The following is a 24,326-nucleotide window of genomic DNA, read 5'->3' on the forward strand; positions in this document are numbered from 1 at the left end:
GTGCGGGCCGCCCGATCCCCGCCCGCCGGTTCCGGCCGGCTCGACCGGCCGCTACTCCGGCTTCGCCTCCGCGAACGCGCGGTGTCCGGCGATCCGGGAGCGGAGGCGCTCCAGCTGCTCGGCCACGCGCACCGGTGCGGTGCCTCCCTTGGCCGAACGCGACGCCAGCGACCCGGCGACGGTGAGGACCTCGCGGACCCCGGGATCCAGGTGCGGCGAGATGCCGGCGAGGTCGGCGTCGGTGAGGTCGGGAAGGTCGACGCCCCGCTCCTCGCACACGCGGACGCAGGCTCCCGCGATCTCGTGCGCCTCGCGGAAGGGGACCCGCTTGCGCACCAGCCACTCGGCGATGTCGGTGGCCAGAGAGAACCCCTGCGGGGCCAGCTCCGCCATCCGCTCACCGTTGAACCGCAGGGTGGCGACCATGCCGGTGAAGGCCGGCAGCAGCAGGGTCAGGGTGTCGACCGTGTCGAAGACGGGCTCCTTGTCCTCCTGCAGGTCGCGGTTGTAGGCCAGCGGAAGCCCCTTGAGGGTGCCCAGCAGCCCGGCCAGGTCGCCGATGAGGCGGCCGGACTTGCCGCGGGCCAGTTCGGCGACGTCGGGGTTCTTCTTCTGCGGCATGATCGAGGAGCCGGTGGAGAACGCGTCGTCCAGGACCGCGAAGGAGAACTCCTTGGTGGCCCACAGGATGATCTCCTCGGCCAGCCGCGACAGGTCGACGCCGGTCATCGCCCCGACGAACGCGAACTCCGCCACGACGTCGCGCGCGGCGGTGCCGTCGATGGAGTTCTCGGCCGAATCGGGGAAGCCGAGCTCGGCGGCGACCGCCTCGGGGTCCAGGCCAAGCGACGAGCCCGCCAGCGCGCCCGACCCGTAGGCCGAGACGGCGGCACGGCCGTCCCAGTCGCGCAGCCGCTCCACGTCGCGCAGCAGCGGCCAGGCGTGCGCGAGCAGGTGATGGGCCAGCAGCACCGGCTGGGCGTGCTGCAGGTGCGTGCGGCCGGACATGGGCACGGCGATGTTGGCCGCGGCCTGGTCGGCCAGCGCCGAAGCGAGGTCGAGCAGCTCACCGGCGACGGCGCGCGCCTGCTCGCGCAGGTACATCCGCACCATGGTGGCGATCTGGTCGTTGCGCGAGCGCCCGGCGCGCAGCCGCCCGCCCAGCTCGGGGCCCACGCGTTCGATGAAGCCGCGCTCCAGGGCGGTGTGCACGTCCTCGTCGGCCAGTACGGGGGTGAAGGATCCCGAGGCCACGTCGGTCTCCAGCCGGTCCAGGCCCTCCAGCATCGCCGCCAGTTCGCCGCCGGTGAGCAGTCCTGCGGTGTGCAGCACGCGCGCGTGCGCGCGCGAGCCGGCGATGTCGTGGCGGGCGAGGCGCCAGTCGAAGTGGGTGCTGAGGGAGAGACGGGCGAGCGCCTCGGAGGGGCCGCCGGCGAAGCGGCCGCCCCACAGGCGGGTGACCTCGGTGTCGCTCTCGTTGGCCACGGTCGGGGTCCTTTGCGTTCTGTCGTGGGGTCGGCCGGTTCCGGGCGCGCGCGCCCGGAACCGGGTGCAGCCCGGAACCCGGACTGCGGGGATCGACGGGGGCGTGAGCGGGAGGCCGCGCGGTGCAGGCCCTGCGGGCTCACCCCTGGCGGCGGTCCCGCAGGTTGGCGATCTTGGCGGGCATGCTCCAGACGTCGATGAAGCCGCGCGCCATGGACTGGTCGTAGGTGTCCCCGGTGTCGTAGGTGGCGAGGTCGTAGTCGTAGAGCGAGGAGTCGCTGCGCCGCCCGGTGACCACGGCCCGGCCGCCGTGCAGCACCATCCGGATGTCGCCGGTGACCTGCTGGTTGGCCTGGGCGATGAACCCGTCGAGGGCCTCCTTGAGCGGGGAGAACCACAGGCCGTCGTAGACCAGCTCACCCCAGCGCTGGTCGACGCCCCGCTTGAACCGGGCCAGCTCGCGCTCGACGGTGACGCTCTCCAGCTCCTGGTGGGCGGCGATGAGCGCGACCGCACCGGGCGCCTCGTAGACCTCGCGGCTCTTGATGCCCACGAGCCGGTCCTCGACCATGTCGATGCGGCCCACGCCCTGTGCGCCGGCGCGCCGGTTCATCTCCTCGATGACCTGCAGCGGGGAGAGCTCCTTGCCGTCGATGGCGGTCGGAATCCCGGCGGTGAAGGTGATGACCAGCTCGTCGGGCTCGCGCTGCTCGGCGGGGTTGTCGGTGTAGGCGTAGACGTCCTCGATGGGCCCGTTCCAGATGTCCTCCAGGAACCCGGTCTCGACTGCGCGGCCGAAGAGGTTCTGGTCGATGGAGTAGGGCGACTTCTTGGAGACGTCGATGGGCAGGCCCTTCTCCTCGGCGAAGGCGATGGCCTTGTCCCGGGTCATGCCGGAGTCGCGCACGGGCGCGACCACCTTGAGCTCGGGGAACAGCGCCGCCAGGCCGGCCTCGAAGCGCACCTGGTCGTTGCCCTTGCCGGTGCAGCCGTGGGAGACCATCGTGGCGTTGTGGTAGCGCGCGGCCTCGGCCAGGTGCTTGACGATCAGCGGCCGCGACAGCGCCGAGACCAGCGGGTAGCGGTCCATGTAGAGCGCGTTCGCCTGCAGGGCGGGGACACAGTACTGCCCGGCGAACTCGTCCTTGGCGTCGGCGACGACTGCTTCGACCGCCCCGCAGTCGAGGGCCCGCTGGCGGACCACGTCCAGGTCCTCGCCGCCCTGGCCGCAGTCGATGGCCACGGCGACCACCTCGGCCCCGGTCTCTTCGGCGATCCAGCCGATGGCGACGGAGGTGTCCAGGCCCCCCGAGTACGCGAGTACGACCCGCTCGGTCATGTCCTTCTCCCTGCTTGTTGCTTGTACGTTCTCGGCTGCGTCGCGGCCGCGGCCGCCCCCGGTCGGCCGGTGCCCCTCAGGGGCGCCGGTCGGCCAGCCGCAGCAGCGCCGATGCCAGTTCCTCGCCGCCCCCGGGGTCGCGGGAGATCACCAGGATGGTGTCGTCTCCGGCGATGGTGCCGAGGATGGCGTGGAAGTCGGTGTGGTCGATGGCCGAGGCCAGGTACTGGGCGGCGCCCGGCGGTGTGCGGACGACGACCATGTTGGCCGAGGCCTCGGCCGAGACCAGGAGGTCCTCGGCCAGGCGGGTCAGGCGGGCGTTGGAGACGCGCTCCAGGCCGAGCGCGTCGGGCCGGGCCCGCTGGAGCCGCTCGCCGCCTTCCCCGGGCAGCACGTAGATGAGTTCTCCGTCGACGGTGCGCAGCTTGACCGCTCCGAGCTCATCCAGGTCGCGCGAGAGCGTGGCCTGGGTGACCTGCACGCCGCTCTCGGCCAGCAGCCGCGCCAGGTCCGCTTGGGAGCGGACGTCGTGGCGGGTGAGGACCTCGCTGATGCGGGCGTGGCGGGCGGTCTTGGTCATGGGGGCCGAGCCGGCGCCGTCGACGGTCATCGTCGGTCGCTCTCCCTGCCCGCTGCCGGCGCGGTGCTCCCGGCGAGCAGAAAGTGCAGGAGCGCCTTCTGGGCGTGGCGGCGGTTCTCGGCCTGGTCCCACACGGCGCTGTTGGGGCCGTCGATGACCGAGGCCGCGATCTCCTCGCCGCGGTGGGCGGGCAGGCAGTGCAGCACGATCGCGCCGGGCGCGGCGGCGGCGAGGGCCTGCTCGTCGACGGCGTAGTCGCGGAAGGGAGCGGCACGCTGCTCAGCCTGGTCCTCTTGCCCCATCGAGGTCCAAACGTCGGTGGCCAGCACGTCGGCTCCCGCGGCGGCCGCGGCGGCGTCGCCGGTGACGGTGATCGACGCGCCGGTGCGGCGGGCGATGTCCTCGGCTCGGGAGAGGACGTCGGCCTCGGGCCGGTAGCCGTCGGGCGCGGCGATGCGCACGTGCATGCCCGCGAGCGCGCATCCCAGGAGGTAGGAGTGGGCCATGTTGTTGGCGCCGTCGCCGAAGTAGGTCAGCGTGGTACCGGCGAGGTTGCCCTTGCGCTCGCGCACGGTCTGCAGGTCGGCGAGGATCTGGCAGGGGTGGTAGGTGTCGGTGAGGGCGTTGACGACGGGGACGCCGCCGGCCGAGGCCATGGTCTCCAGCCGCACCTGGGCGAAGGTGCGCCACACGACCGCCGCGACCTGGCGCTCCAGCACGCGGGCGGTGTCCTCGACCGGCTCGCCGCGGCCGAGCTGACTGCCCTGGGCGTCGATGACCAGCGGGTGGCCGCCCAGCTCGGAGACGCCTACCGCGAAGGACACCCGCGTGCGGGTCGAGGGCTTGTCGAACAGCAGGGCGACGGTGCGCGGGCCTTCCAGCGGCCGGTAGGCGTAGGGGTCCTTCTTCATGGCGTCGGCCAGGTCGAGGACGGCGGCCTGCTCGGCGGACGTGAGGTCGTCGTCGCGCAGGAAGTGCCGTACCTGCCGGGGGGACGGGGTGGTCAACGTGCCTCCTCGAGGATGGCGGGCAGAGCCGAGGTGAACTCCAGGACCTCGTCGCGGGAGATCGTCAGCGGGGGCGCGATCCGCACCACGTCGGGCGCGAGCGCGTTGACGAGGAAGCCGTGTGCGGCGGCCGAGGCTTGGACGGCGGCTGCGGCGGGCGCGCTCAGCACCAGGGCGCGCCACAGACCGCTGCCGCGGACGCCCGCGAGCAGCGGGTGGTCGATCGCTGCAGCCTCGCGCTCCAGCAGGGTGCCGAGCTCGGCGGCGGAAGCCAGCAGGTTCTCGTTCTCGACCGTGTCGAGCACCGCCAGGGCGGCGGCGCAGGCGACGGGGTTGCCGCCGAAGGTGGAGCCGTGGTCGCCTTTGGCGAAGGCGGTGGCCAAGGGCCCGAAGCCCACGCACGCGCCGATGGGCAGCCCGCCGCCGAGCCCTTTGGCGAGCGTGAGCACGTCGGGGGTGACGCCGTGGGCCTGGTGGGCGAACCAGTGGCCGGTGCGGCCGATGCCGCTCTGGATCTCGTCGAGGACGAAGGCGGCGCCCGCATCGTCGCAGGCGCGGCGGATCTCGGCGAGGTAGCCCTCGGGCGCGGGCACCACGCCTGCCTCGCCCTGGACCGGTTCGACGAAGACGGCGGCGCAGGTGGCGTCGACGGCCGTGCGCAGGGCGTCGGCGTCGCCGTAGGGCACGAAGACCACGTCGGTGCCGTAGGGGCCGAAGGGGTCGCGGATTGCGGCCTTGCCGGTGACGGAGAGCGCGCCGAGGGTGCGGCCGTGGAAGCTGTTGTCGGTGGCCACGATCCGGGTGCGGCCCTCGCCCGCGGCGCGCTTGACGAGCTTGAGCGCCGCCTCGTTCGCCTCGGTTCCGGAGTTGGCGAAGAACACGCGCACGTCGCCGTCGCCCTCGCCGCCGAGGAGCGCGACGAGGCGTTCGGCGAGCTCGACCTCGCGCTCGTGCAGGAACAGGTTGCTGGTGTGGGCGACGGCGGCGGCCTGGTCGGCCACCGCGGCCACCAGCGCCGGGTGGCCGTGGCCGAGTGCGGAGACGGCGATACCGGCGATGAGGTCCAGGTAGGCCTTGCCGTCGGCGTCGTAGACGCGGGAGCCCTCGCCGCGGGCGATCGCCACGGGCGGGGTGCCGTAGTTGGGCATCAGCGCCGCGTCGAAGCGGGCCTGGAGGTCGGTCGTGGCGCTCATTCGTCGCTGCCCTCGAAGATGTCCACGGGTTCGGTGGGCTCGTCGGCCTCGGCGACGACCATGGTGCCGATGCCCTCGTTGGTGAAGATCTCCAGCAGCATGGAGTCGGGGGTGCGCCCGTCGAGAACGTGGGCCTGGGGAACGCCGCCGCGCACGGCCTTCAGGCACGCCTCCATCTTCGGCACCATGCCCGAGGACAGCTCGGGCAGCATGGTCTCCAGCTCTCCTGCGGTGAGCCTGCTGATCAGTTCCTCGCAGGCCGGATAGTCGGCGTAGAGGCCCTCGACGTCGGTGAGGACGACGAGCTTGGCGGCGTCGAGCTCCACGGCGAGCGCTGCGGCGGCGGTGTCGGCGTTGACGTTGAAGACGCCCTCGTCGGCGCGGGCGACGCTGGAGACGATCGGGATCCGCCCGTCGTCGAGCAGGGTGCGCACGACGCCCGGCTGGACGTCGACGACCTCGCCGACCTGGCCGAGGTCGACCGGGGCGCCGTCGATCCAGGCGGACTTGCGCTCGGCGGTGAACAGGTGGGCGTCCTCGCCGGAGATGCCGACCGCGAAGGGACCGTGTGCGTTGACGAGCCCGACGATGTCGCGGTTGACCTGGCCGACTAGCACCATGCGGACGACGTCCATGGTCTCGGGCGTGGTGACGCGCAGCCCGGCGGCGAAGGTGCTGGTGACGCCGAGGCGGTCCAGGTGCGCACTGATCTGCGGGCCGCCGCCGTGCACCACGACGGGGCGCAGTCCGGCGTAGCGCAGGAACACGATGTTCTCGGCGAAGCGCTCGCGCAGCGCGGGGTCGGTCATGGCGTTGCCGCCGTACTTGACCACGACGGTCCTGCCGTGGAACCGGCTCAGCCAGGGAAGGGCTTCGATCAGCGTGTTGGCCTTGTCCAGTGCCTGTTTGCGAGAGTTCATCGGATTCGCGGTGCCGGCCCCCGCCCTGCGGGGCCCGGGTGCACCGTTCTTCCCTCCCTTCCAACGTGTTCGGCCGGAGTCGCCGCCCGGCGGCCGGGCGGGTGCTGTCAGGAGCTGTAGGCGGAGTTCTCGTGCACGTAGCCGGTGGTCAGGTCGTTGGTCCACACAGTGGCGGCCTCGCTGCCGGCCGCCAGGTCGACCGTGACGGTGACGTCGCGGCCGCTGAGGTCGACCTTGCTGCGGTCGTCGCCGACTGCGCCGCGGCGGCACACCCAGACCCCGTTGACGGCGAGGTTGACCTCGTCGGGTTCGAAGGCCGCCTGGGTGGTGCCCACGGCGGCCAGCGCCCGGCCCCAGTTGGGGTCCTCGCCGTAGACGGCGCACTTGAACAGGTTGCTGCGGGCCACGGCGCGGGCGGCCTCGACGGCGTCGTCCTCGCTGGCCGCCCCCACGACCTCGACCGCGATGGACTTGGTGGAGCCTTCGGCGTCGGCGACGAGTTGGCGGGCCAGGTCGTCGCAGACCTCGGTGAGCAGCGCGCCGAACTCGGCTTCGTCGGGGGAGGTGCCCGAGGCACCGCTGGCCATGAGCACGACGGTGTCGTTGGTGGAGGCGCAGCCGTCGCTGTCGACCCGGTCGAAGGTGCGGCGCGTCGCGGCGCGCAGCAGGCTGTCGCACTGGGCGGCGGTGAGGTCGGCGTCGGTGGTGACAACGCAGAGCATGGTCGCCAGCGCGGGCGCGAGCATTCCGGCGCCCTTGGCCATGCCGCCGATGGTGTACCCGCCGCCGCGCTTGAACGAGATCTTGGCGACGGAGTCGGTGGTGCGGATGGCGTCGGCGGCGTCGGGCCCGCCGTCGCGCGCGGCCGATTCGACGGCCCGGCCGGCGCCGTCGAGCAGTGCGGGCATGGGCAGCCGCTCACCGATCAGGCCGGTGGAGCAGACGAGGATCTCCCCGGCGGAGTCGTCCATGGCGTCCGCGACGTGCTCGGCGGTGGCATGGGCGTCCTGGAATCCGGCCGGCCCGGTGCAGGCGTTGGCTCCGCCGGCGTTGAGCACGACGGCGCGCACGCGCCCGCCCGCGGCGACCTGCTGCGACCACAGGACGGGGGCGGCCTTGACGCGGTTGCGCGTGAAGACCGCCGCGGCGGCGCGGGAGGGACCGTCGTTGACGACGACGGCGACGTCGCGTGCGCCGTCGGGCTTGAGCCCGGCGCTGACGCCGGCGGCGCGGAACCCGTTGGGTGCGGTGACGCTCACAGTGGGCCTTTCACGATTCGAAGGCGGGGGTCCTAGGGCGCGACGCCGGCGACGGGGAGCCCGCCGGCCTCGGGCAGTCCCAGGGCGATGTTGGCGCTTTGCAGGGCACCGCCGGCGGTGCCCTTGGTGAGGTTGTCCAGCGCGGCGACGGCGACCATGCGCTCGGCTCCCGGGTCGACGGCGACCTGGACGAGCGCGGTGTTGGCGCCCAGCGTCATGGCGGTGGCGGGCCAGGTGCCCTCGGGCAGCAGGTGCACGAAGGGCTCGTCGGCGTAGCGCTCGCGGTAGGCGGCGGCGATCCCTTCGGCGGTGGCTCCGGGCCGCAGAGGGGCGGTGCAGGTGGCCAGGATGCCGCGGGCCATGGGCGCGAGCACCGGTGTGAAGGAGACCCGCACCGGCACGCCGGCTGCCTGCGTCAGGTTCTGCACGATCTCGGGCGTGTGGCGGTGCGTGCCGCCGACGCCGTAAGGGCTGGCCGATCCCATGACCTCGCTGCCGACCAGGTGCGGCTTGGGCGCCTTGCCGGCCCCGGAAGTCCCGGTGACCGAGACGACGACGGCCTCGGGCTCGGCCAGGCCCGCGGCCAGCGCCGGGAAGAGGGCGAGCGTGGCAGTGGTGACGTGGCAGCCGGGGACGGCGACGCGGCGGGTGCCGGCCAGCGCCTCGCGCGCACCGGGAAGCTCGGGCAGCCCGTAAGGCCAGGCGCCGGCGTGCGGGGTGCCGTAGTAGTGCTCCCAGGCCCGTGCGTCGGTGAGGCGGAAGTCGGCGCCGCAGTCGACCACGAGGACCTCGGGGCCCAGCTGCTCTGCGATCGCGGCGGACTGGCCGTGCGGGAGGGCCAGGTAGACGACGTCGTGTCCGGCGAGCGCCTCGGCCGTGGTCTCCGCCAGCACCCGGTCGGCCAGCGGGAGCAGGTGCGGCTGGTGCTCACCGAGTCTGCTGCCGGCGCTGCTCCCGGCCGTGAGCGTCCCGACCTCCATCTCGGGGTGGGCCAGAAGCAGGCGCAGCAGCTCCCCGCCGGCGTAGCCGCTGGCTCCGGCGACGGCCGCGGTGTATCCCATACTCGCTCCCCGTGGTGCGCCCCTCCGCAATCTTTGAACCATATTGCATCACGATGCAAGTTTATGCAACCGAGGTGGACGGAGACCGCCGGCGCCGGATCCGCTGCCGCCGGGCTATTCCCGTCCCGCTAGCCGGCCGGCGATGCCGGCCAGGCGGGAGGTGCGCGAGACCCGGTCGGACTCGCGGCGGTCGGCGCCCCGGTAGAGGCCGTAGACCAGGCGGGTGCCGACCCAGCGCACCGGCTCGGGTTCCCAGCCGCGCACGCGCCGGCCGACCCAGGGAAGCTGCGTGAGTTCGGTGCGCTCCCCCAGCACCAGGTCGCGCAGCGTGCGCCCGGCCAGGTTGCTCGTGGTGACGCCGCTGCCGACGTAGCCGCCGGCCCAGCCGAGGCCGGTCTCGGGGTCGAGGTCGACGCTGGGGCACCAGTCGCGGGGCACGCCCAGCACGCCCGACCAGGCGTGGGCGATGGGCACCTCCGCTGCGACCGGGAACAGCCGCGCCAGCACGCGCCACAGCTCGGCGATGGTCTGGGGCGGTGTGGCGCCGTTGGAGTCGCGGGCCGAACCGAACCTGTAGGGGACTCCGCGGCCGCCGATGGCGATACGGCCGTCGGCGGTGCGCTGGGCGTAGCAGTAGGCGTGGGCCGTGTCGCCCAGGACCTCCGGGCGCTCCCAGCCGATGTGGCGCCACATCACCTCGGAGAGCGGCTCGGTCGCGATCATCGAACTGTTCATGGGCAGCCACTGGCGGCGCTGGCCGTGCAGGCCGGCGGTGAAGCCTTCGGTGGCGCGGATGACGTGGTCGGCGCGCACGGTTCCGGCGGGGGTCACGGCGCACGGCCGCTCCCCGCCGGTGCGCGAGCGGATCTCGGATACCGCGGTGTCCTCGAAGACGTCCACGCCCAGCGCCTCGGCGGCCGCGGCCAGCCCGATCACCAGCTTGGCCGGATGCACGCGCGCGGCGTGCGGGCTGTAGGCCGCCGCCACCGCGCCGTCGACCTGCAGGCGCGGCTCGCCGCGCGGGTCGAGCAGGTGGAGGTCCTCGGGCCAGTAGCCCCACTCGTGCAGCTCGGCGACCTCTTCCTGGAGGCGGGCCTTCTGCGCCGGGTTGGTCGCCACCAGGCGCATGCCGCCCTTGACGATGTCGGCGTCGACACCCTCCTGCTCGGCGACCGAGACCACTTCGTCGACCGAGGCCATCATGGCGCGCTGGAGGGCGACCACGGCCCCCTTGCCGTGGGTGGCGGCGTAGCGCCGCTTGGAGCCGGCGAACTCGGCCGAGAGCCAGCCGCCGTTGCGGCCCGAGGCGCCGAACCCGGCGAACTCGCGCTCCAGCACGGCCACGCGCAGGTCCGGGCGGGCCTTCTTGAGGTAGTAGGCGGTCCACAGACCCGTGTAGCCGGCGCCCACGATGCATACGTCGTAGTCGGCGCCGCCGGGCAGGGCGGGGCGCCGCGCAGGGAGGCCGACGTCGCGGAACCAGTAGGAGACCCCGCCGTTGCGGAACCCCGGCGAGCGGGGCACGGCGCGCATCTCGGCGGCGGTGGCGAACGGTGTCATATTGCGGCCCCCGGCTGGTCGGTCGTGCTGCTGCAACGGCCGACCAGACTACCGGGGCGCGGTCGCGCGCTCGGGCCCGGACCTGGACTCGGCGCCGCGGTGGCCGCTCGCGGTTCGCTGCGGGCCCCGTTCAGCCCGTGCGGGAGCTGTCGCGCAGGATGCGGGCGAGCTCGCCGAGTCGGCGCAGGCCGTCCTCGCCGAGAGGGCCGAGGACGTGCTCGCGCAGCAGCACGACGTGCTGGGCGCGGGCCTTGTCGGCGAATTCGCGGCCGGCGGGCGTGAGCTCGGCGTAGACGACGCGCCGGTCGTCGGGGCACGAGGCGCGCACCAGGTAGCCCTGGCGCTCCAGGCGGTCGGCCAGCTTGGTGAATCCGCCGCTGCTGAGACTGACCTCGCGGGCCAGCGCACTCATGGGCAACCGGTTGCCGGGGGAGCGCTGGAGCCGGATCAGGACCTCGAACCAGGGACCGGACATGTCGCCGCCGCTGGGGTCGACTCCGCGGAGCAGCAGCGGCGAGGTCTCACTGTGCGCCTCGACCAGCAGCCCCCAGGCCGTGATGACCTCGTCGTCGCTCATGGCGCCGCCGGTACCGGAGTCCGCGTTCCCGCTCACGTGTTCGGCCCCGCTTTCATCGACCTCCTAGCGACTACGTTGTTTATATTATCCAAGCGCAACATCTTGCTTGTCAGACGAATAGGCCGAGCGCCCGCGCGGCACCGGGACCGCACAGCGGCGGGGGCGCCGCGGCGGATGCGCGGCGCCCCCGGCCCGGCCGGTGGGTCACTGGTGGCGCTCGGCCACGGCGTCCAGTGCGGAGCGGAGCGTGGAGACCAGGTGGTCGGTCTGCTCCCAGGTGATGATCAGCGGCGGCGAGATCAGCAGGGAGTGCGGGATCGCCCGCAGGATGACACCGCGGGCCCGCGCCTCGGCGAACACCTCGGCCGTGGTGATTCCGCGCTCGCCCAGCGCCTCCTCGGTGAGCTGCACCGCGGCCATGACCCCGGTGCCCGAGCGCACCTCGGCGACCAGCGGGTGGTCGGCCAGCGTGCGGACCGCGCCGTCGAGCTGGGTCTCGACCTCCAAGGCGACGGTGAACAGGTCCTCGCGCTCCAGGATGTCCAGGTTGGCCGAAGCGGCCGCGCTGCAGGCCGGGTGGCCGGCGTAGGTGGTCCCGTGGTGGAACGGGTTGCCCGAGCAGTTCCAGAACGGCTCGGCGATCTCGCCGCTGACGATCACACCACCCAGAGGCTGGTAGCCGCTGCTTACGCCCTTGGCGAAGACGATCATGTCGGGGAGCACGCCGTAGCGCTCGATGCCGAACCAGTTGCCCATGCGCGCGAAGGCGCAGATCACGCTGTCGACGACGAAGAGCACGCCGTGGCGCCGGCAGACCTCGGAGACGCCGGTGAAGTACTCGGTGTCGACGGCGTAGACCCCGCCCGCGCCGATGACGGGCTCGGCGAAGAACGCGGCCACGTTCTCCGGCCCGACGCGAAGGATCTCCTCCTCCAGTGCGCGCACGGAGTCGTGGGGCACCACGGAGGCGTCCTCGACCATGGGGCCGAAGCCGGTGCGGAAGCGGTCCATGCCGATGATGCCGGTGCCGATGCCGTGCAGGCCGTGGTAGCCGCCGGTACGGCTGATCAGGTGCCGCTTGGCCGAGCGCCCCCGGGTGTCCCAGTAGCGGCGGGCCAGCTTGGCCGCCGTCTCAATGGACTCCCCGCCGCCGCAGGTGAGGATCACTCGCGGATCGACCACGGGGGCGTGGGAGGCCAGGCGCTCACTCAGCTCCAGCGCGGGCCGGTTGGCGAAGTCGCCGTAGACGGTGAACGCATCGAGAGTGGTCAGCTGCCGGTGGACGGCGTCGGCGATCTCGCGGCGGCCGTGTCCGACGTTGCTGTACCAAAGGCTCGCGGTGCCGTCGAGGAACCGGTCGCCGTTGTCGTCCCAGAGCCAGGCCCCTTCGGCCCGCTCGACGACGAACTTGGGCCCCTGGGAGACCTTGTTCATATCGCTGAAGGTGTGCCAGAAGCGGCTGGGTTCCAGCCGCTCCATCGGTGTACGCGCGTACGAAACCACTGTTTCGGTCATATAGCGACCTCCGAGCCGAGCTGTGCGTGCATACACGCAAACGCCGATTGGAACAGCTCTTCCGCGAGTACCCCGGGGCCCCCGGATCGCGGCAGGTGACTGCAGGTTAAGTTCTCGGAGCGGCCCGGTTCAAGAGACGAAACAAAGAATAATCCCCGCATTAACCGGCAGCATTCATCCTACCTTTGACCTTACAACCTTAAATGCCATTTGACCTGCGACGATGAGGGGAAAATTCTTCTAAGAAAACGTCTTCGGCCCCGCCCCTCCGATGTTTCGCAGAGGCGGGGCCGACAAGCGGATCGCGGGGCGCCGGGCCGCGGCCGCTCAGGCGCGCAATGCCGCTCCGGTCCGCTCCGCCGCCGCCGCCACCGCGGCGTCGCGCGCGCCGGCGATCTCTTCGGCCTCCAGGGTGCGGTCGGGGGCGCGGAAGCGCAGCGTATACGCCAGCGAGCGGCGGCCCTCGCCCACTTGCTCGCCGGTGTAGACGTCGAACAGCCGCACGTCCTCCAGCAGGTCGCCGGCGCCCGCCCGCAGCGCGCCCTCGACGTCGGCGGCCGGAACACCCTCCTCGACCACGAGGGCGACGTCCTGCAGCGCCACCGGGTAGCCCGACACCCGCGGAGCGGTCGCCGGTCCCCCGGCCTCCTCGACGGCGTCGAGGTCGATCTCCACGGCGACGGTGCGCTCCGGGAGCCCGTAGGCCGCCACGGCGCGGGGGTGCAGCTCGCCGGCGTGGCCGGCGAGGCGCTCCTCGCCGCCGATGCGCACGTACAGCGCCGCACACCGGCCCGGATGCCAGGGCGCGTACTGCGCCGCCCGCACGACCAGCTCGGCGTTGGCCGAACGGGCCACCTCACGCGCCGTCTCGATCGCGTCAGCCCAGGTCACCGGGCTTCCTGGACCGCGCCACCCGCCGGGCTCGCGGTCGCCCGCAAGGACCGCGCCCACGCGCCGCGGCTGGTCGGGCAGGGCCCGGGCCAGCGACTCGCGCTCCTCGGGAGTCGGCCCGCGGTCGACACGCAGCATGGGCGCGCGCTCGGGCGCGCCGGGCCGCGGGATGTAGACCAGCGCGGTCTCGAAGAGCGCGACGTCGTTGAAGCCGCGCCCCACGTTGCGCACCAGGGTCTTCAGCAGCCCCGGCAGGAGTGTCGTGCGCAGCAGCGGCTCGTCCTCGCTGAGCGGGTTGGACAGCCGCAGCGCGTCGCGGCGGGCGTCGTCGGCGGGGACCTGCAGCCCGTCGAGGTCGCGCTCGCCCGTGAACGGGTAGGTCAGCACCTCGGTGAAGCCCGTGGCAGCCAGCCGCCGGCCCACGGAGCGGCGCAGCCGCTGGCCCGCGGTCAGCCCCCGACCCGCCGGAGCACGCGGCCGGATGGACGGGATGTTGTCGTAGCCCTCGATGCGGACGACCTCTTCGGCGAGGTCGTTGGGGTCGGTCAGATCAGGCCGCCAGGTCGGCGGGGTGACACGCAGGCCGTCCGCGTCCTCCTCCTCGACGGTGCAGCCGACCTGCTCCAGCCGCCGCACCACCCGCTCGCGCCCGTAGGCCACACCGGCCACGCGGTCGGGGTGGTCGGCGGCGATCGCGACGGGCCGCGGCCCGGAGGCCGGCCGCTCGGCGTGGGTGAGCCCGCCGGGGGCACCGCCGCCGAGACGGCGCAGCAGCTCGACCGCGCGGGCCGATGCGGGCAGGGGAAGCTCCCGGTCGACGCCCCGCTCGAAGCGGCGCGAGGCCTCCGAGTGCAGCGCGTGGCGGCGGCCCATGCGGGCGGTCCCCGGCGCCGAGAAGTGGGCGGCCTCCACCACCAGCTCCGTGGAGGTCTCGTCGACCTCGCTGTTGAGGCCGCCCATCGTCCCGGCGATGGAGATCGGCCCCGACTCGTCGGTGATGAGGATGTCGTCCGGGTCGAGGTCGCGGACGACGTGGTCCAGGGTCTCCAGCCGCTCCCCCTCCTGCGCGCGGCGCACCACGACCGTGCCGGTCAGCTTGGTGCGGTCGAAAGCGTGCAGCGGCTGCCCCAGCTCCCACATCACGTAGTTGGTGACGTCCACGGCCAGCGAGACCGACCGGATGCCCACCAGCCCCAGTCGGCGCTTGATCCACAGCGGAGTGGGCGCCGCGGGGTCGAATCCGCTGAGGTCGCGAAGCACGAAGCGGTCGCAGGCCTCGCCGTCGGCGATCTCGGCCGGGTAGCCGGTGCCGGGCGTCCCCGCGGCCTCGACGTCGGCCGGGTCGCGGAAGGCCGTGCCGTAGGCGGTGGCGGCCTCGCGGGCCACCCCGCGCATCGACAGTGCGTAGCCGCGGTCGGGCGTGACCGCGATGTCGAGCACGTCCTCGCGCAGGCCCAGCAGGCCGTAGGCGTCCTCGCCGGGCTCGGCGCCGCCGTCGGGCAGCACGACGATTCCGGTGTGGTCCTCCCACAGCTCCAGCTCCGCGGCCGAGCAGATCATGCCCTCGGAGAGCCTGCCGTAGGTCTTGCGCGAGCTGATGGCGAACCCGCCGGGCAGCACGGCGCCGGGCAGGGCGACCACGACCAGGTCGCCCTCGCCGAAGTTGCGCGCGCCGCAGACGATGTTCTGCGGCTCGCCCGTGCCGTTGGCCGCGCCGACGTCGACCCGGCAGTAGCGGATGGGCTTCTTGAACCCGGTGAGCTCCTCGATCGACAACACGCGTCCGACCGCGATGGGTCCGCTGATGTCGGCGCCGACGCTGTCGACGGTCTCGACCTCCAGTCCCAGGCCCACGAGCGCGGCCGCGAGGTCCCGGGCGGTCACGCCCTCGGGCAGGTCGGCATAGTCCCTTAGCCAGGAAACGGGGACGCGCATCAGATCTCCATCCCGAACGCCGAGGTGAACCGGACGTCGCCCTCGACCATGTCTCGCATGTCCTCCACTCCGCGGGCGAACATCAGTGCCCGCTCCACGCCCAGGCCGAAGGCCCAGCCGCTGTATCGGTCGGTGTCCACGCCCGCCGCCGTCAGCACCCGCGGGTTGACCACTCCGCAGCCGCCGACCTCGATCCAGCCCTCGGAGGAGCACGTGCGGCAGGGGTTGGCGGGATCGCCCACCGAGGCGCCCCGGCACACGAAGCACTCCATGTCGACCTCGGCGGAGGGCTCGGTGAAGGGGAAGTAGGAAGGCCGGAAGCGGGTACCCAGGCCGCTGCCGAACATGTTCTCGACGAAGGCGTCGATGGCCCCGCGCAGGTGGCCCATCGTGATCCCCTCGTCCACGACCAGGCCCTCCAGCTGGTGGAAGACGGGCGTGTGCGTGGCGTCCAGCTCGTCGGTGCGGAAGGTCTTGCCGGGGGCGACCACGTAGACCGGGAGGTCGCGCTCCAGCAGCGCGCGCACCTGCACCGGCGAGGTGTGGGTGCGCAGCACCAGGCCGGACTCGCCGCCGGCGGGCGACTCCACGAAGAAGGTGTCCTGCATCGTGCGGGCCGGATGGTCGGGCAGGAAGTTGAGCGCGTCGAAGTTGAACCACTCCGCCTCGACCTCGGGGCCCTCGACCATCTCGAAGCCCATGCCGACGAAGATGTCGGCCATGCGCTCGGCGACGGTGGCCACCGGGTGCCGCCCGCCCTGCGGCAGGCGGCCGGTGGGCAGGGTGACGTCGACCGCCTCCTCGACGAGGACGCGGGCGTCGCGCTCCTCCTCCAGCTCCGCTTGGCGCTGCTTCACCGCCTCCCCGACATCGCGCCGGGCGCCGCCGACCCGCTTGCCGGCCTCCGCTCGGGCGGAGGGAGGGAGCGCGCCGATCTCGCGGTTGGCCAGCGCCAGCGGGGAGCGGTCGCCGGCGTGGGCCAGGCGCGCCCGCTTGAGCTCCTCAAGCGTGGCGGCCGCCGCGACGGCCTGCAGCGCCTCGTCGCGCATCCGCGCGACCTCGTCGGGATGCAGGGGGGTCACTTCGACCGGATCGTACTGGTTATTGGGTGCAGACATGGATGTTCGCCTCGCCGCCCGCGCCCGCATGGGCGGGGCGGCCGTCACGGCCCAGCGCTTCGCATGGGCTCAAGCCGACAGGGACCTGGGAAGAAAACCGCCCGCCGCGGCCGCTACCGGGTGCGCTTACGCGAACTCGGGGGTGCCGGCGGGCACGGTAAATCGGAACTCGGCACCGCCGCTGGGCGCGCGGCCGACTGTGATCTCGCCGCCGTGGGCCTCGATGAGCCCCTTGACTATGAACAGCCCCAGACCGGTGCCGCCGCGGCGCCGCGTGCGCCAGAACCGCCGGAAGACACGCGGAACGGCGTCGGGAGCGATCCCCTTGCCTTCGTCGCGTACCGACACAACGGCTCCGTCCTCGTACGGCTCGATCACAATGGTGACAGTACCAGCGCCGTGCCGTACACCGTTTTCCAGCAGGTTCGCCATGATCTGGCCGATCTTGTCGGCGTCGAGCCAGAGCTCGGGCAGCGGCGAGCGGACCTCCAGCCGGTAGCGGTCGGCGGGTTCGCCGGCGGCCACCCGGCCGGCGATCAGCGTGCGCGCGAGCTCGGGGAGGTCGACGACCTGCTTGCGGACCTCTACCCGGCCGGACTCGATGCGCGAGACGCTCAGCAGCTCGGTGATCAGCCGGGTCACGCGGTCGGCGTCGGCGTTGACCGTCTCCAGCATGAACATCTTCTGCTTGTCGGTGAGCCGGTCCCACTTGCCCAGCAGGGTGGCGGTGAAGCCCTTCACGCTGGTCAGCGGCGAGCGCAGTTCATGGGCGACGGTGGAGACCAGGTCGGCGCGGCTGCGTTCGCCGCGAGCGCGGTGCGAGGCGTCGCGCAGCGTGACGACCAGTCGTGTGAGCTCCCCGCCGGGGTTGCCGCGGATGTAGCGCGCGGCCACCAGGATCTCGCGCCCGTCGACCAGGAACAGCGGGCGCTCGGGCTGGCGCGTGCGGGTGCGCAGGCCCCCGAAGGGGTCGCTGCACTTCCACCAGTCGCGGCCGTCGGCGTCGTGCAGGGGGAGGACGTCGCGGAAGTCGCGGCCGAGGGCGTCCTGGGGCGCGATGCGGGAGAGGCGCTGGGCCATGCGGTTGAACGTGACCACGCGGCCCTCGCCGTCGGCGACGACGAGGCCGTCGGGAAGGTCCTCGGCCGAGAGCCCGGACACCGCGCACGGCGCGCCCGAGCCGCCGAGCTCCCCTGGTTGGTCGCCGCCCACGACCGCCTCCCCACGCCCTGATGTGACTGCCCGCCGGGGATCATTACCCGCAGTCTCCGCCCGCTACGCTCCGGGGACAGTCGACCCCTGACCCACGACGGCCGGGCGGTTCCGCCGCGCTGCGCCGGCGACCCGTAGATGAGAGCTTGAGCGTATCGGCAACAAGGGGGATGCGGGCAACCCGCCGAACGCGGCAAAACCTGGGCATACGCCGGGATCACCGGCGCGGGGGCGTCTCACCAGGGGCCTTGGACCCGAAAAGCCCGACTACCCGTACCGCGGGTGGCTACGCTTCCGCCGCATAGCGCCGTGCGGTCGCCGGGGCCGCGGCGTTGGCGCGCTGCTGGCGCGCAGTGGTGTACAGGCACACCGCCGCGGCGGTAGCCAGATTAAGGCTTTCCGCCGCGCCGTAAATGGGTACGGCGACCGCGCCGTCGGTGAGCCCGACGGTCTCCTCGGGCAGGCCCCAGGCCTCGTTCCCGAAGACCCAGCACACCGGCCCGTCGAGCTCGCCGGCGTCAGCGGCCTCGTGCAGATCGCGCTCCCCGCCGCCGTCGGCCGCGAACACGCGGGAGCCGGCGCCGCGCAGGCGGCCCAGAACGTCGGCGGCGGGAACGTCCACGACGACGGGCAGGTGGAACAGGCTGCCGGCCGATGCGCGCACGCACTTGCCGTTGTAGGGGTCGACCGAGGCGTCGGTGAAGACGACCGCGTCGGCGCCGGCGGCATCGGCGGTGCGAACCACGGTCCCGGCGTTGCCCGGGTCGCGCACGTGCGAGAGCACGACGACCAGACGGGTCGGGCCGAGCCCGCTCAGCGGCACATCGACGAAGTCGCACACCGCCAGCAGGCCCTGAGGGGTGACCGTCTGCGCCAGCTCGGTCATCACCTCGAGGGTCACCCGGTGGACGGCCGCACCGCGCGCGCCGGCGGCCCCGATCAGCTCGGGGTGGCGCTGCGCGGCCTCGGCGGTGGTGAACAGCTCGTGTACCCGCCCCGGCGCGGCCAGCGCCTCCCGTACCGCCTGCGGTCCTTCGGCCAGGAACCGGCGCTCACGGCGCCGGAACGCACGCTTGGCGAGCCGACGAGCCCCCTTGATGCGGGGAGACCTGGCGCTTGTGAACTCGTGGCTCGCCATCGCGTCGTGCTGTGAGCCCGGTCAGGCCGCGGTCTTCTGCTGCACGTCGCCGGGCAGCGCGTTCTTCGCGGTCTCGACGAGGGAGACGAAGGCCGCTTCGTCGTTCACGGCCATCTCAGCGAGCATGCGGCGGTCGACCTCGATGCCGGCGAGCTTGAGACCCTGCATGAACCGGTTGTAGGTGAGGCCGTTGGCGCGGGCGCCGGCGTTGATGCGCTGGATCCACAGCTTGCGGAACTGCCCCTTGCGATCCTTGCGGTCGCGGTAGGAGTAGGTCATCGAGTGGAGCATCTGCTCCTTGGCCTTGCGGTACAGGCGCGAACGCTGCCCGCGGTAGCCGCTGGCCCGCTCGAGAACGACCCGGCGCTTCTTCTTGGCGTTGAGAGCCCGCTTCACGCGTGCCACAGTGACTCCCTAATGGGTTGGCGTCGGTATCCGCCGCGCGGCCCCCGCAGTCGGCGCAGGCGCGCGGTGGCCCCGCCGGACGGACCGGCCGGACGGATCGGACGGAATGGAACTCAGCCGCTAGCCGAGCAGCTTCTTGATCTTCTTCGTGTCGGCGGGGGCGAGCTCGATCTCGCCGCTGATGCGGCGGGTGCGCTTGCTCGGCTTGTGTTCGAGCAGGTGGTTCTTGTTGGCACGGCGGCGCATGATCTTGCCCGAGCCGGTCACCCGGAAGCGCTTGGAGGCTCCGCTGTGGGATTTGTTCTTCGGCATAGTCGCCGTCGTCTCCTACTCAGTTCTCGGTGCTCACCCGTGCCCGCCGGTCCCCGGCTGCACGACTGCGCACGGCGTTTCGGCACACCGCGGTGCGCCTCCGCCTCTCCCCGCGGGTTCGACGGCGGCACACCGCGCTGCATCAACGTACCGGGGCGCTGGGCGCCCGGCCCGCCGGAGCTCAGGTCCCCTGGCCGGCCTGCTCCTCCTGGCGCGGCTCGCGCCGCGGCTTGGCGGCGCCGGCGCGCGCTTCGGCCTTGTGCTCGGAGCGGCGCTTGTGCGGTCCGAGCACCATGACCATGTTGCGGCCGTCCTGCTTGGGCTGCGACTCGACCGCCCCGAGATCCGCGACGTCGTCGGCCAGCCGGGCGAGGAGCCGGCGCCCCAGCTCCGGCCGGGACTGCTCGCGGCCGCGGAACATGATCGTCACCTTGACCTTGTCCCCGCCCTTGAGGAACCGCTCGACGTGACCCTTCTTGGTCTCGTAGTCGTGCGGGTCGATCTTCGGACGGAGCTTGATCTCCTTGATGATCGTGTTCGACTGGTTCTTGCGCGACTCGCGCGCCTTGACCGCGGACTCGTACTTGTACTTGCCGTAGTCCATCAGCTTCGCGACCGGCGGGCGGGCCGTAGGCGCTACCTCAACGAGGTCGAGCTGGGCTTCTTCGGCGAGGCGCAGCGCGTCCTGAACGGGCACGATGCCGACCTGTTCGCCGTTCGGTCCGACGAGTCGGACCTCGGCCACCCTGATGCGGTCATTGATGCGGGGCTCAGCGCTGATGGGACCCCTCCCTAGCATTGTCGTGGATCTTGTGGGGGGTCACCCGGCCCTGAACGGAACCGAAAAGCGAAAACCCCGCCGGCGGTGTGCAAGCGGGGTGATCCACCGAAGCGCGTCCGCCGGCGAACGGTTCCACCGTCGCCGCGACGCGCCGCCGCCAATACCGGCGGCGCCGAACGGCGCACCGTGTGCGCCGCCGACCGGGACCCGGACGGGTGTGCCCCGCCGGGTGGGAGGATCCGCCTCCGCTTACGTGTGTCCGATGCGATGAGCACCGGATCAGGTCAGGCACAATCATACCAGCAGTTCCGCTGCGCTCGGCCACGAGCGCCGGGTGACACCTGCAGTCTGCACTAGACTGCTGCGTTCAACATCCGCGGTGTGTGCGCCTATTCCCTCCCGTCACCCACCGCCACCCTTGATCGAAGCGCTACGCGCCCCCACACACTGTCACCCACCGCCACCCTTGATCGAAGCGCTACGCGCCCCTCAGCCGTTCCGGCGGTCGAGCTCGGCCCGACCCGCGGTGCGCATCGCCTCGACCGGGGCGCACTCGGCGCCGGTCATCAACTCCACCTGGCGTGCCGCCTGGTGCAGCAGCATCGCGAAGCCGCCGACGACGGTACGCCCGGCCTCCTGCGCCGCCGCGGCCAACGCCGTGGGCCACGGGGTGTAGACGACGTCGAACACGACCGCACCGCACCCGGCGACCGCGCCGGCGTAGGCGTCGCCAGCTCCGCTGGGCAGCGTGGAGACGACCACGTCCACGCCGAGGAAGTCGTCGATCCGGACCAGCGGCGCGACCGAGAGCCGCACACCCATGCGCTCGGCCGCGTCGACCGTGCCCGCGGCCCGCGCCGGCTCGCGTGCGAGGAGGGCGATCCCGCCGTCGGCGGCGGCACCGAGATCGCGCAGCGCGGCCACCGCCGAGGCGGCCGTCGCTCCGCCGCCCAGCACCGCAGCCGAGGCCACCCGCTCCACGCCCGCTTCGCGCAGCGCCGCGGCGATCCCGTGGACGTCGGTGTTGAAGGCGCCGGACCGCCCGCCGCCCAAGACGAGGGTGTTCGCGCCGCCGACCTCGCGTGCGACGGTTTCGGCCTCATCGGCGAGCCGCAGCGCCTCGCGCTTGAGCGGCATCGTCAGGCTGAGCCCCGCCCAGCTGTCGTCGCAGCCCTTGAGGAAGCCGCCCAGCTCCGCTTCCGTGCACTCGCGGCGCTCGTAGGACCACTCCCCGGCCAGGCCCAACGCGGTGTAGGCGGCCGTGTGCAGCACCGGCGACAGCGAGTGGCCCACCGGAGAGCCCAGCACCGCCGCCCGCATCACGCGTCACCCCGGTTCTGCTCGAACTCCTGCTTGAGCTGCACGAACTCGTCGTAGGTCTCGGCGAACTCGGTCACACCGTTCTCGGGATCGGTGGCCACGAAGTAGCGCCAGTCGCCCTCGGCCGGGTTCAACGCCGCGTTGATGGCGTCCTTGCCCGGACTGACGATGGGCCCCTGCGGCAGGCCCTTGCGGCCGTAGGTGGCGTACTCGCTGCCGCTGCTTTCGCACTCCGCGACCTGGGCGCTGGTCAGCGCGATCCCGTACTCGCCGAGGACGTAGAAGCAGGTGCTGTCCATGCCCAGCTCCATGCCCTGCTGCAGCCGGTTGTAGACGACTCGGGCGACCTTGGACATGTCCTCGACCGACCCCGATTCCGCCTGGACGACGGCGGCCACCGACATGGCCTCGTTGGGCGTCAGGTTGAGCTCCTCCGCCTTCTTCTCCAGCTTCACCTCGCCGGCCACCGTGTGGAACCGGTCGACCATGCGCTTGAGCAACGCGGTGGCGTCGGCGTCGGCGGGCATGTCGTACGTGTCCGGGAAGAGGTAGCCCTCGGCCCCGTACTCGGCGTAGTCGGGCAGGCCCAGCTTGTCCCCGTTCTCGTAGGCCGCGCGCAGCTCCTTCATCGGGATGTCGGTCTTCTTGGAGATCAGGGTCAGGATCTCCTCGGAGCGCAGGCCCTCCTTGAAGGTGACGTGGGCCCGGATGCGTGTGGCCGGGTCCGTCAGCATGGCCACCGCCGCCTCACCGCTCATCCGCTCGCGGAGGCGGTACGTGCCGGGCGCGACGCTGCCTTCCGAGGCGTTCAGCGCGTTGAGGAACGCCTGGGAACTGGCCACGACTCCCTTATCGGCCAGGTTCCGGGCGATGGAACTGCCCGAGGAGCCTTCGGCGACCTCGACTCGCACGGAGCCGCTGCCCTTGCCCTCGTAGTCGGGCGGGAACACGTACGCGCGGCCCACGTAGCCGCCCGCCCCCAATACGGCGACCAGGACGACGCAGAGCAGGATCACCGGACCTTTCCTGGAACGGCGGTTGCGCTGCTTGGCCGGGCGCCCCTTGCGGCCGCGCCCTCCGCCGGCGCGGGCTCCGCGCCGAGGACGGCGGCCGTCATCGCCGTCATCGCCGTCGGAGGGCTCGGGCGAGTCGTCCGCGGAGGCGGCGCGGCGCCGCCTCCGGCCGCCGGTATCCTCCGGCGAAGCCTCACGGCCCCGGCGTCGCCGGGGTCCGCGCCCGCGCGGTGCGGGCTCCTCGGCCTCCTCGCGGTCCTGCGCCGCGCCGGAGGGCGCCTCGACGGGCTCGCCGCCGACCGGGACGCCGTCCGGGCGGCCCCGGGTCTCGCGCCGGGAGCGGCCGCGGCGGGGCGCGGGCGCCTCGTCTTCGGCGGGAGCCGGCGGGGTGCTCGCGGCAGTGTCGTCCCTCCGGCGCCGACGGCCGCCGCGCGGTTCGTCGCCGTAGGGATCTCCGGAACCCGCGCCCGACTCGTCCACGGCGGGGAACGAACCGGACTCCGGCGAGCGCCGCCGGCGGCCCGGGCGGCCTTCGTCGGCGCCCTGGGTGTCCTCGGAGCCTTCGGCACCCCGCTCGGGCACGGTCGGGAACGCCCCGGTGTCGCCGGAGCGCCGGCGGCGTCCGCCGCGACCCTCGTCACGGGGGTCGTCGTCGCGCGGGCGCTTGCGGCGCACCGGCACGGCGTCGAAGTCCAGGGTGCGCGGCGGCGCGGGCCGGAAATCGTCGTCGGCGTCGCCGGACTCGGGCCGGCTCCAGGCGAGGTGTTCCTCGGCTTCGTCCGCGGAGCGGGACCGGCGGCGGCGCGGTGCGCCGCCGTCGGGCGGCAGGGTGGAGTGCGGTCCGGTGGCCGGCCCCGCGTCGGCCGGGTCGCGGTGCCGGCGGCCGCGGGGTTGGGCGGCCTGCACGTCCTCCCAGCGCGGCGGACGCCGGTCGGTGTCGTAGTCGGGACCGCCGGGCGCCTCGCCCTGGTGCGGCCAGGGATCGGTGCGCGGTTCGGCGACCCGTCCGGCGCGCGCCTGGGTCGAGCGCCGCGGATCGGTGCGCGGGTCGGCGTAGGGGGCGGGCCCCTGCGGTCCGGCGGCGGGGCGCCCGCCGCGGCCGTCGTCGAGCGGGTCGGTGTCCGGCGCCCGGCGGCGGCCGCGGCGGCCCCGGTCGTGGTCGCCGCCGTCGTAGGGGGTGCGGTCGCTCATGCGCCGCTCCCCACGGTCTCGCCGGGGGGGGTTCCGGTCTGGCGCTCGGCGTCCAGGGCACTCTGCAGTAGTACGACCGCCGCGGCCTGGTCGACGACCGAGCGCCGAGCCTTGCCTCCGCGGGCGCCGCGCCGACTGTAGGAAGCACCGGCGCGCAGCTGCTCCTGCGCGGTGACCGTGGTCATGCGCTCGTCCACCAATCGCACCGGCACAGGCGCGAGCCTGCGCGCCAGCGCTTCGGCGAAGGAGCGCGCCCGCCGCGCCGAGGGCCCCGCCTCGCCGGAGAGCGAGGCGGGATAGCCGACGACGACCTCTCGGGCCTCGTGTTCGAGTACGAGCTCGGCGATCCGGTCGAGGTCGCCGTCTCCGCGGCGGACGGTCTCGACGGGGGTCGCGAGCATGCCGCTGGGATCGCTGAGTGCAACCCCGATCCTGGTACTACCGGGATCCACCGCGATGCGCACACCGTGCCTCAAGAATCGGGCTCCCCCATGCGGGGACAGGGCAGTGCGCC

Annotated in this window: 21 protein-coding genes; all 21 read right to left on the reverse strand. The window is 73.0% G+C overall.

Annotated features, from left to right (window positions below):
• Positions 1-51 precede the first annotated feature (51 nt).
• The 21 genes from argH to ruvX all read right to left on the reverse strand — a co-directional run bounded on the left by argH (position 52) and on the right by ruvX (position 24,288).
• Positions 52-1,485, reverse strand: a complete 1,434-nt coding sequence (argH, locus tag RM446_RS14235) for an argininosuccinate lyase (RefSeq protein ID WP_311545760.1) — start codon at positions 1,483-1,485, stop codon at positions 52-54.
• Positions 1,486-1,624: 139 nt separating this feature from the next.
• Positions 1,625-2,824, reverse strand: coding sequence for an argininosuccinate synthase (locus RM446_RS14240; RefSeq protein WP_311545761.1), 1,200 nt, complete (start codon positions 2,822-2,824; stop codon positions 1,625-1,627).
• 76 nt (positions 2,825-2,900) lie between these two features.
• Complete coding sequence (locus tag RM446_RS14245; protein ID WP_311545762.1) at positions 2,901-3,434, reverse strand: arginine repressor; 534 nt, start codon at positions 3,432-3,434, stop codon at positions 2,901-2,903.
• Complete coding sequence (gene argF, locus RM446_RS14250) at positions 3,431-4,411, reverse strand: ornithine carbamoyltransferase (protein WP_311545763.1); 981 nt, start codon at positions 4,409-4,411, stop codon at positions 3,431-3,433. The genes RM446_RS14245 and argF overlap by 4 nt, the downstream gene beginning before the upstream one ends.
• Positions 4,408-5,604 (reverse strand): acetylornithine transaminase, encoded by a 1,197-nt coding sequence (locus RM446_RS14255; RefSeq protein ID WP_311545764.1) that lies wholly within the window; start codon positions 5,602-5,604, stop codon positions 4,408-4,410. The genes argF and RM446_RS14255 overlap by 4 nt, the downstream gene beginning before the upstream one ends.
• Complete coding sequence (argB, locus tag RM446_RS14260) at positions 5,601-6,524, reverse strand: acetylglutamate kinase (protein WP_311545765.1); 924 nt, start codon at positions 6,522-6,524, stop codon at positions 5,601-5,603. The genes RM446_RS14255 and argB overlap by 4 nt, the downstream gene beginning before the upstream one ends.
• Before the next feature lie 107 nt (positions 6,525-6,631).
• A complete protein-coding gene (gene argJ, locus RM446_RS14265; protein WP_311545766.1) occupies positions 6,632-7,783 on the reverse strand; it encodes a bifunctional glutamate N-acetyltransferase/amino-acid acetyltransferase ArgJ in 1,152 nt (383 codons plus the stop codon).
• Positions 7,784-7,815: 32 nt separating this feature from the next.
• On the reverse strand, positions 7,816-8,844 hold the full coding sequence (argC, locus tag RM446_RS14270) for an N-acetyl-gamma-glutamyl-phosphate reductase (RefSeq protein WP_311545767.1): 1,029 nt from the start codon (positions 8,842-8,844) through the stop codon (positions 7,816-7,818).
• Positions 8,845-8,958: 114 nt separating this feature from the next.
• Positions 8,959-10,404 (reverse strand): NAD(P)/FAD-dependent oxidoreductase, encoded by a 1,446-nt coding sequence (locus RM446_RS14275; RefSeq protein ID WP_311545768.1) that lies wholly within the window; start codon positions 10,402-10,404, stop codon positions 8,959-8,961.
• Between the two features lie 130 nt (positions 10,405-10,534).
• Positions 10,535-10,981 carry a MarR family winged helix-turn-helix transcriptional regulator gene (locus RM446_RS14280; RefSeq protein ID WP_311545769.1) on the reverse strand — a complete coding sequence of 149 codons (447 nt, stop codon included), beginning with the start codon at positions 10,979-10,981 and terminating at the stop codon, positions 10,535-10,537.
• 204 nt (positions 10,982-11,185) lie between these two features.
• On the reverse strand, positions 11,186-12,415 hold the full coding sequence (locus RM446_RS14285) for an aminotransferase family protein (RefSeq protein WP_311545866.1): 1,230 nt from the start codon (positions 12,413-12,415) through the stop codon (positions 11,186-11,188).
• Between the two features lie 408 nt (positions 12,416-12,823).
• On the reverse strand, positions 12,824-15,322 hold the full coding sequence (pheT, locus tag RM446_RS14290; RefSeq protein ID WP_311545770.1) for a phenylalanine--tRNA ligase subunit beta: 2,499 nt from the start codon (positions 15,320-15,322) through the stop codon (positions 12,824-12,826).
• Positions 15,322-16,440, reverse strand: a complete 1,119-nt coding sequence (gene pheS / locus RM446_RS14295; protein ID WP_311545771.1) for a phenylalanine--tRNA ligase subunit alpha — start codon at positions 16,438-16,440, stop codon at positions 15,322-15,324. The genes pheT and pheS overlap by 1 nt, the downstream gene beginning before the upstream one ends.
• Before the next feature lie 126 nt (positions 16,441-16,566).
• Positions 16,567-17,652 (reverse strand): sensor histidine kinase, encoded by a 1,086-nt coding sequence (locus RM446_RS14300; RefSeq protein WP_311545773.1) that lies wholly within the window; start codon positions 17,650-17,652, stop codon positions 16,567-16,569.
• Between the two features lie 286 nt (positions 17,653-17,938).
• Entirely contained in the window at positions 17,939-18,790 is an 852-nt protein-coding gene (locus RM446_RS14305; protein WP_311545774.1) for a TrmH family RNA methyltransferase, read from the reverse strand.
• 21 nt (positions 18,791-18,811) lie between these two features.
• A complete protein-coding gene (gene rplT / locus RM446_RS14310) occupies positions 18,812-19,195 on the reverse strand; it encodes a 50S ribosomal protein L20 (protein ID WP_311545775.1) in 384 nt (127 codons plus the stop codon).
• 120 nt (positions 19,196-19,315) lie between these two features.
• On the reverse strand, positions 19,316-19,507 hold the full coding sequence (rpmI, locus tag RM446_RS14315) for a 50S ribosomal protein L35 (protein ID WP_311545776.1): 192 nt from the start codon (positions 19,505-19,507) through the stop codon (positions 19,316-19,318).
• A gap of 181 nt (positions 19,508-19,688) precedes the next feature.
• Positions 19,689-20,306, reverse strand: coding sequence for a translation initiation factor IF-3 (gene infC, locus RM446_RS14320; RefSeq protein WP_311545777.1), 618 nt, complete (start codon positions 20,304-20,306; stop codon positions 19,689-19,691).
• Positions 20,307-20,777: 471 nt separating this feature from the next.
• Positions 20,778-21,608 (reverse strand): shikimate dehydrogenase, encoded by an 831-nt coding sequence (locus tag RM446_RS14325; protein WP_311545778.1) that lies wholly within the window; start codon positions 21,606-21,608, stop codon positions 20,778-20,780.
• Entirely contained in the window at positions 21,608-23,812 is a 2,205-nt protein-coding gene (gene mltG / locus RM446_RS14330) for an endolytic transglycosylase MltG (protein ID WP_311545779.1), read from the reverse strand. Before mltG ends, RM446_RS14325 begins: the two co-directional genes overlap by 1 nt.
• Positions 23,809-24,288: a Holliday junction resolvase RuvX gene (ruvX, locus tag RM446_RS14335; protein WP_311545780.1), complete on the reverse strand. Its 480-nt coding sequence runs from the start codon at positions 24,286-24,288 to the stop codon at positions 23,809-23,811. Before ruvX ends, mltG begins: the two co-directional genes overlap by 4 nt.
• Positions 24,289-24,326: the final 38 nt, after the last annotated feature.

It is taken from the genome of Streptomonospora wellingtoniae, from assembly GCF_031845375.1.
GTDB lineage: Bacteria > Actinomycetota > Actinomycetes > Streptosporangiales > Streptosporangiaceae > Streptomonospora > Streptomonospora wellingtoniae.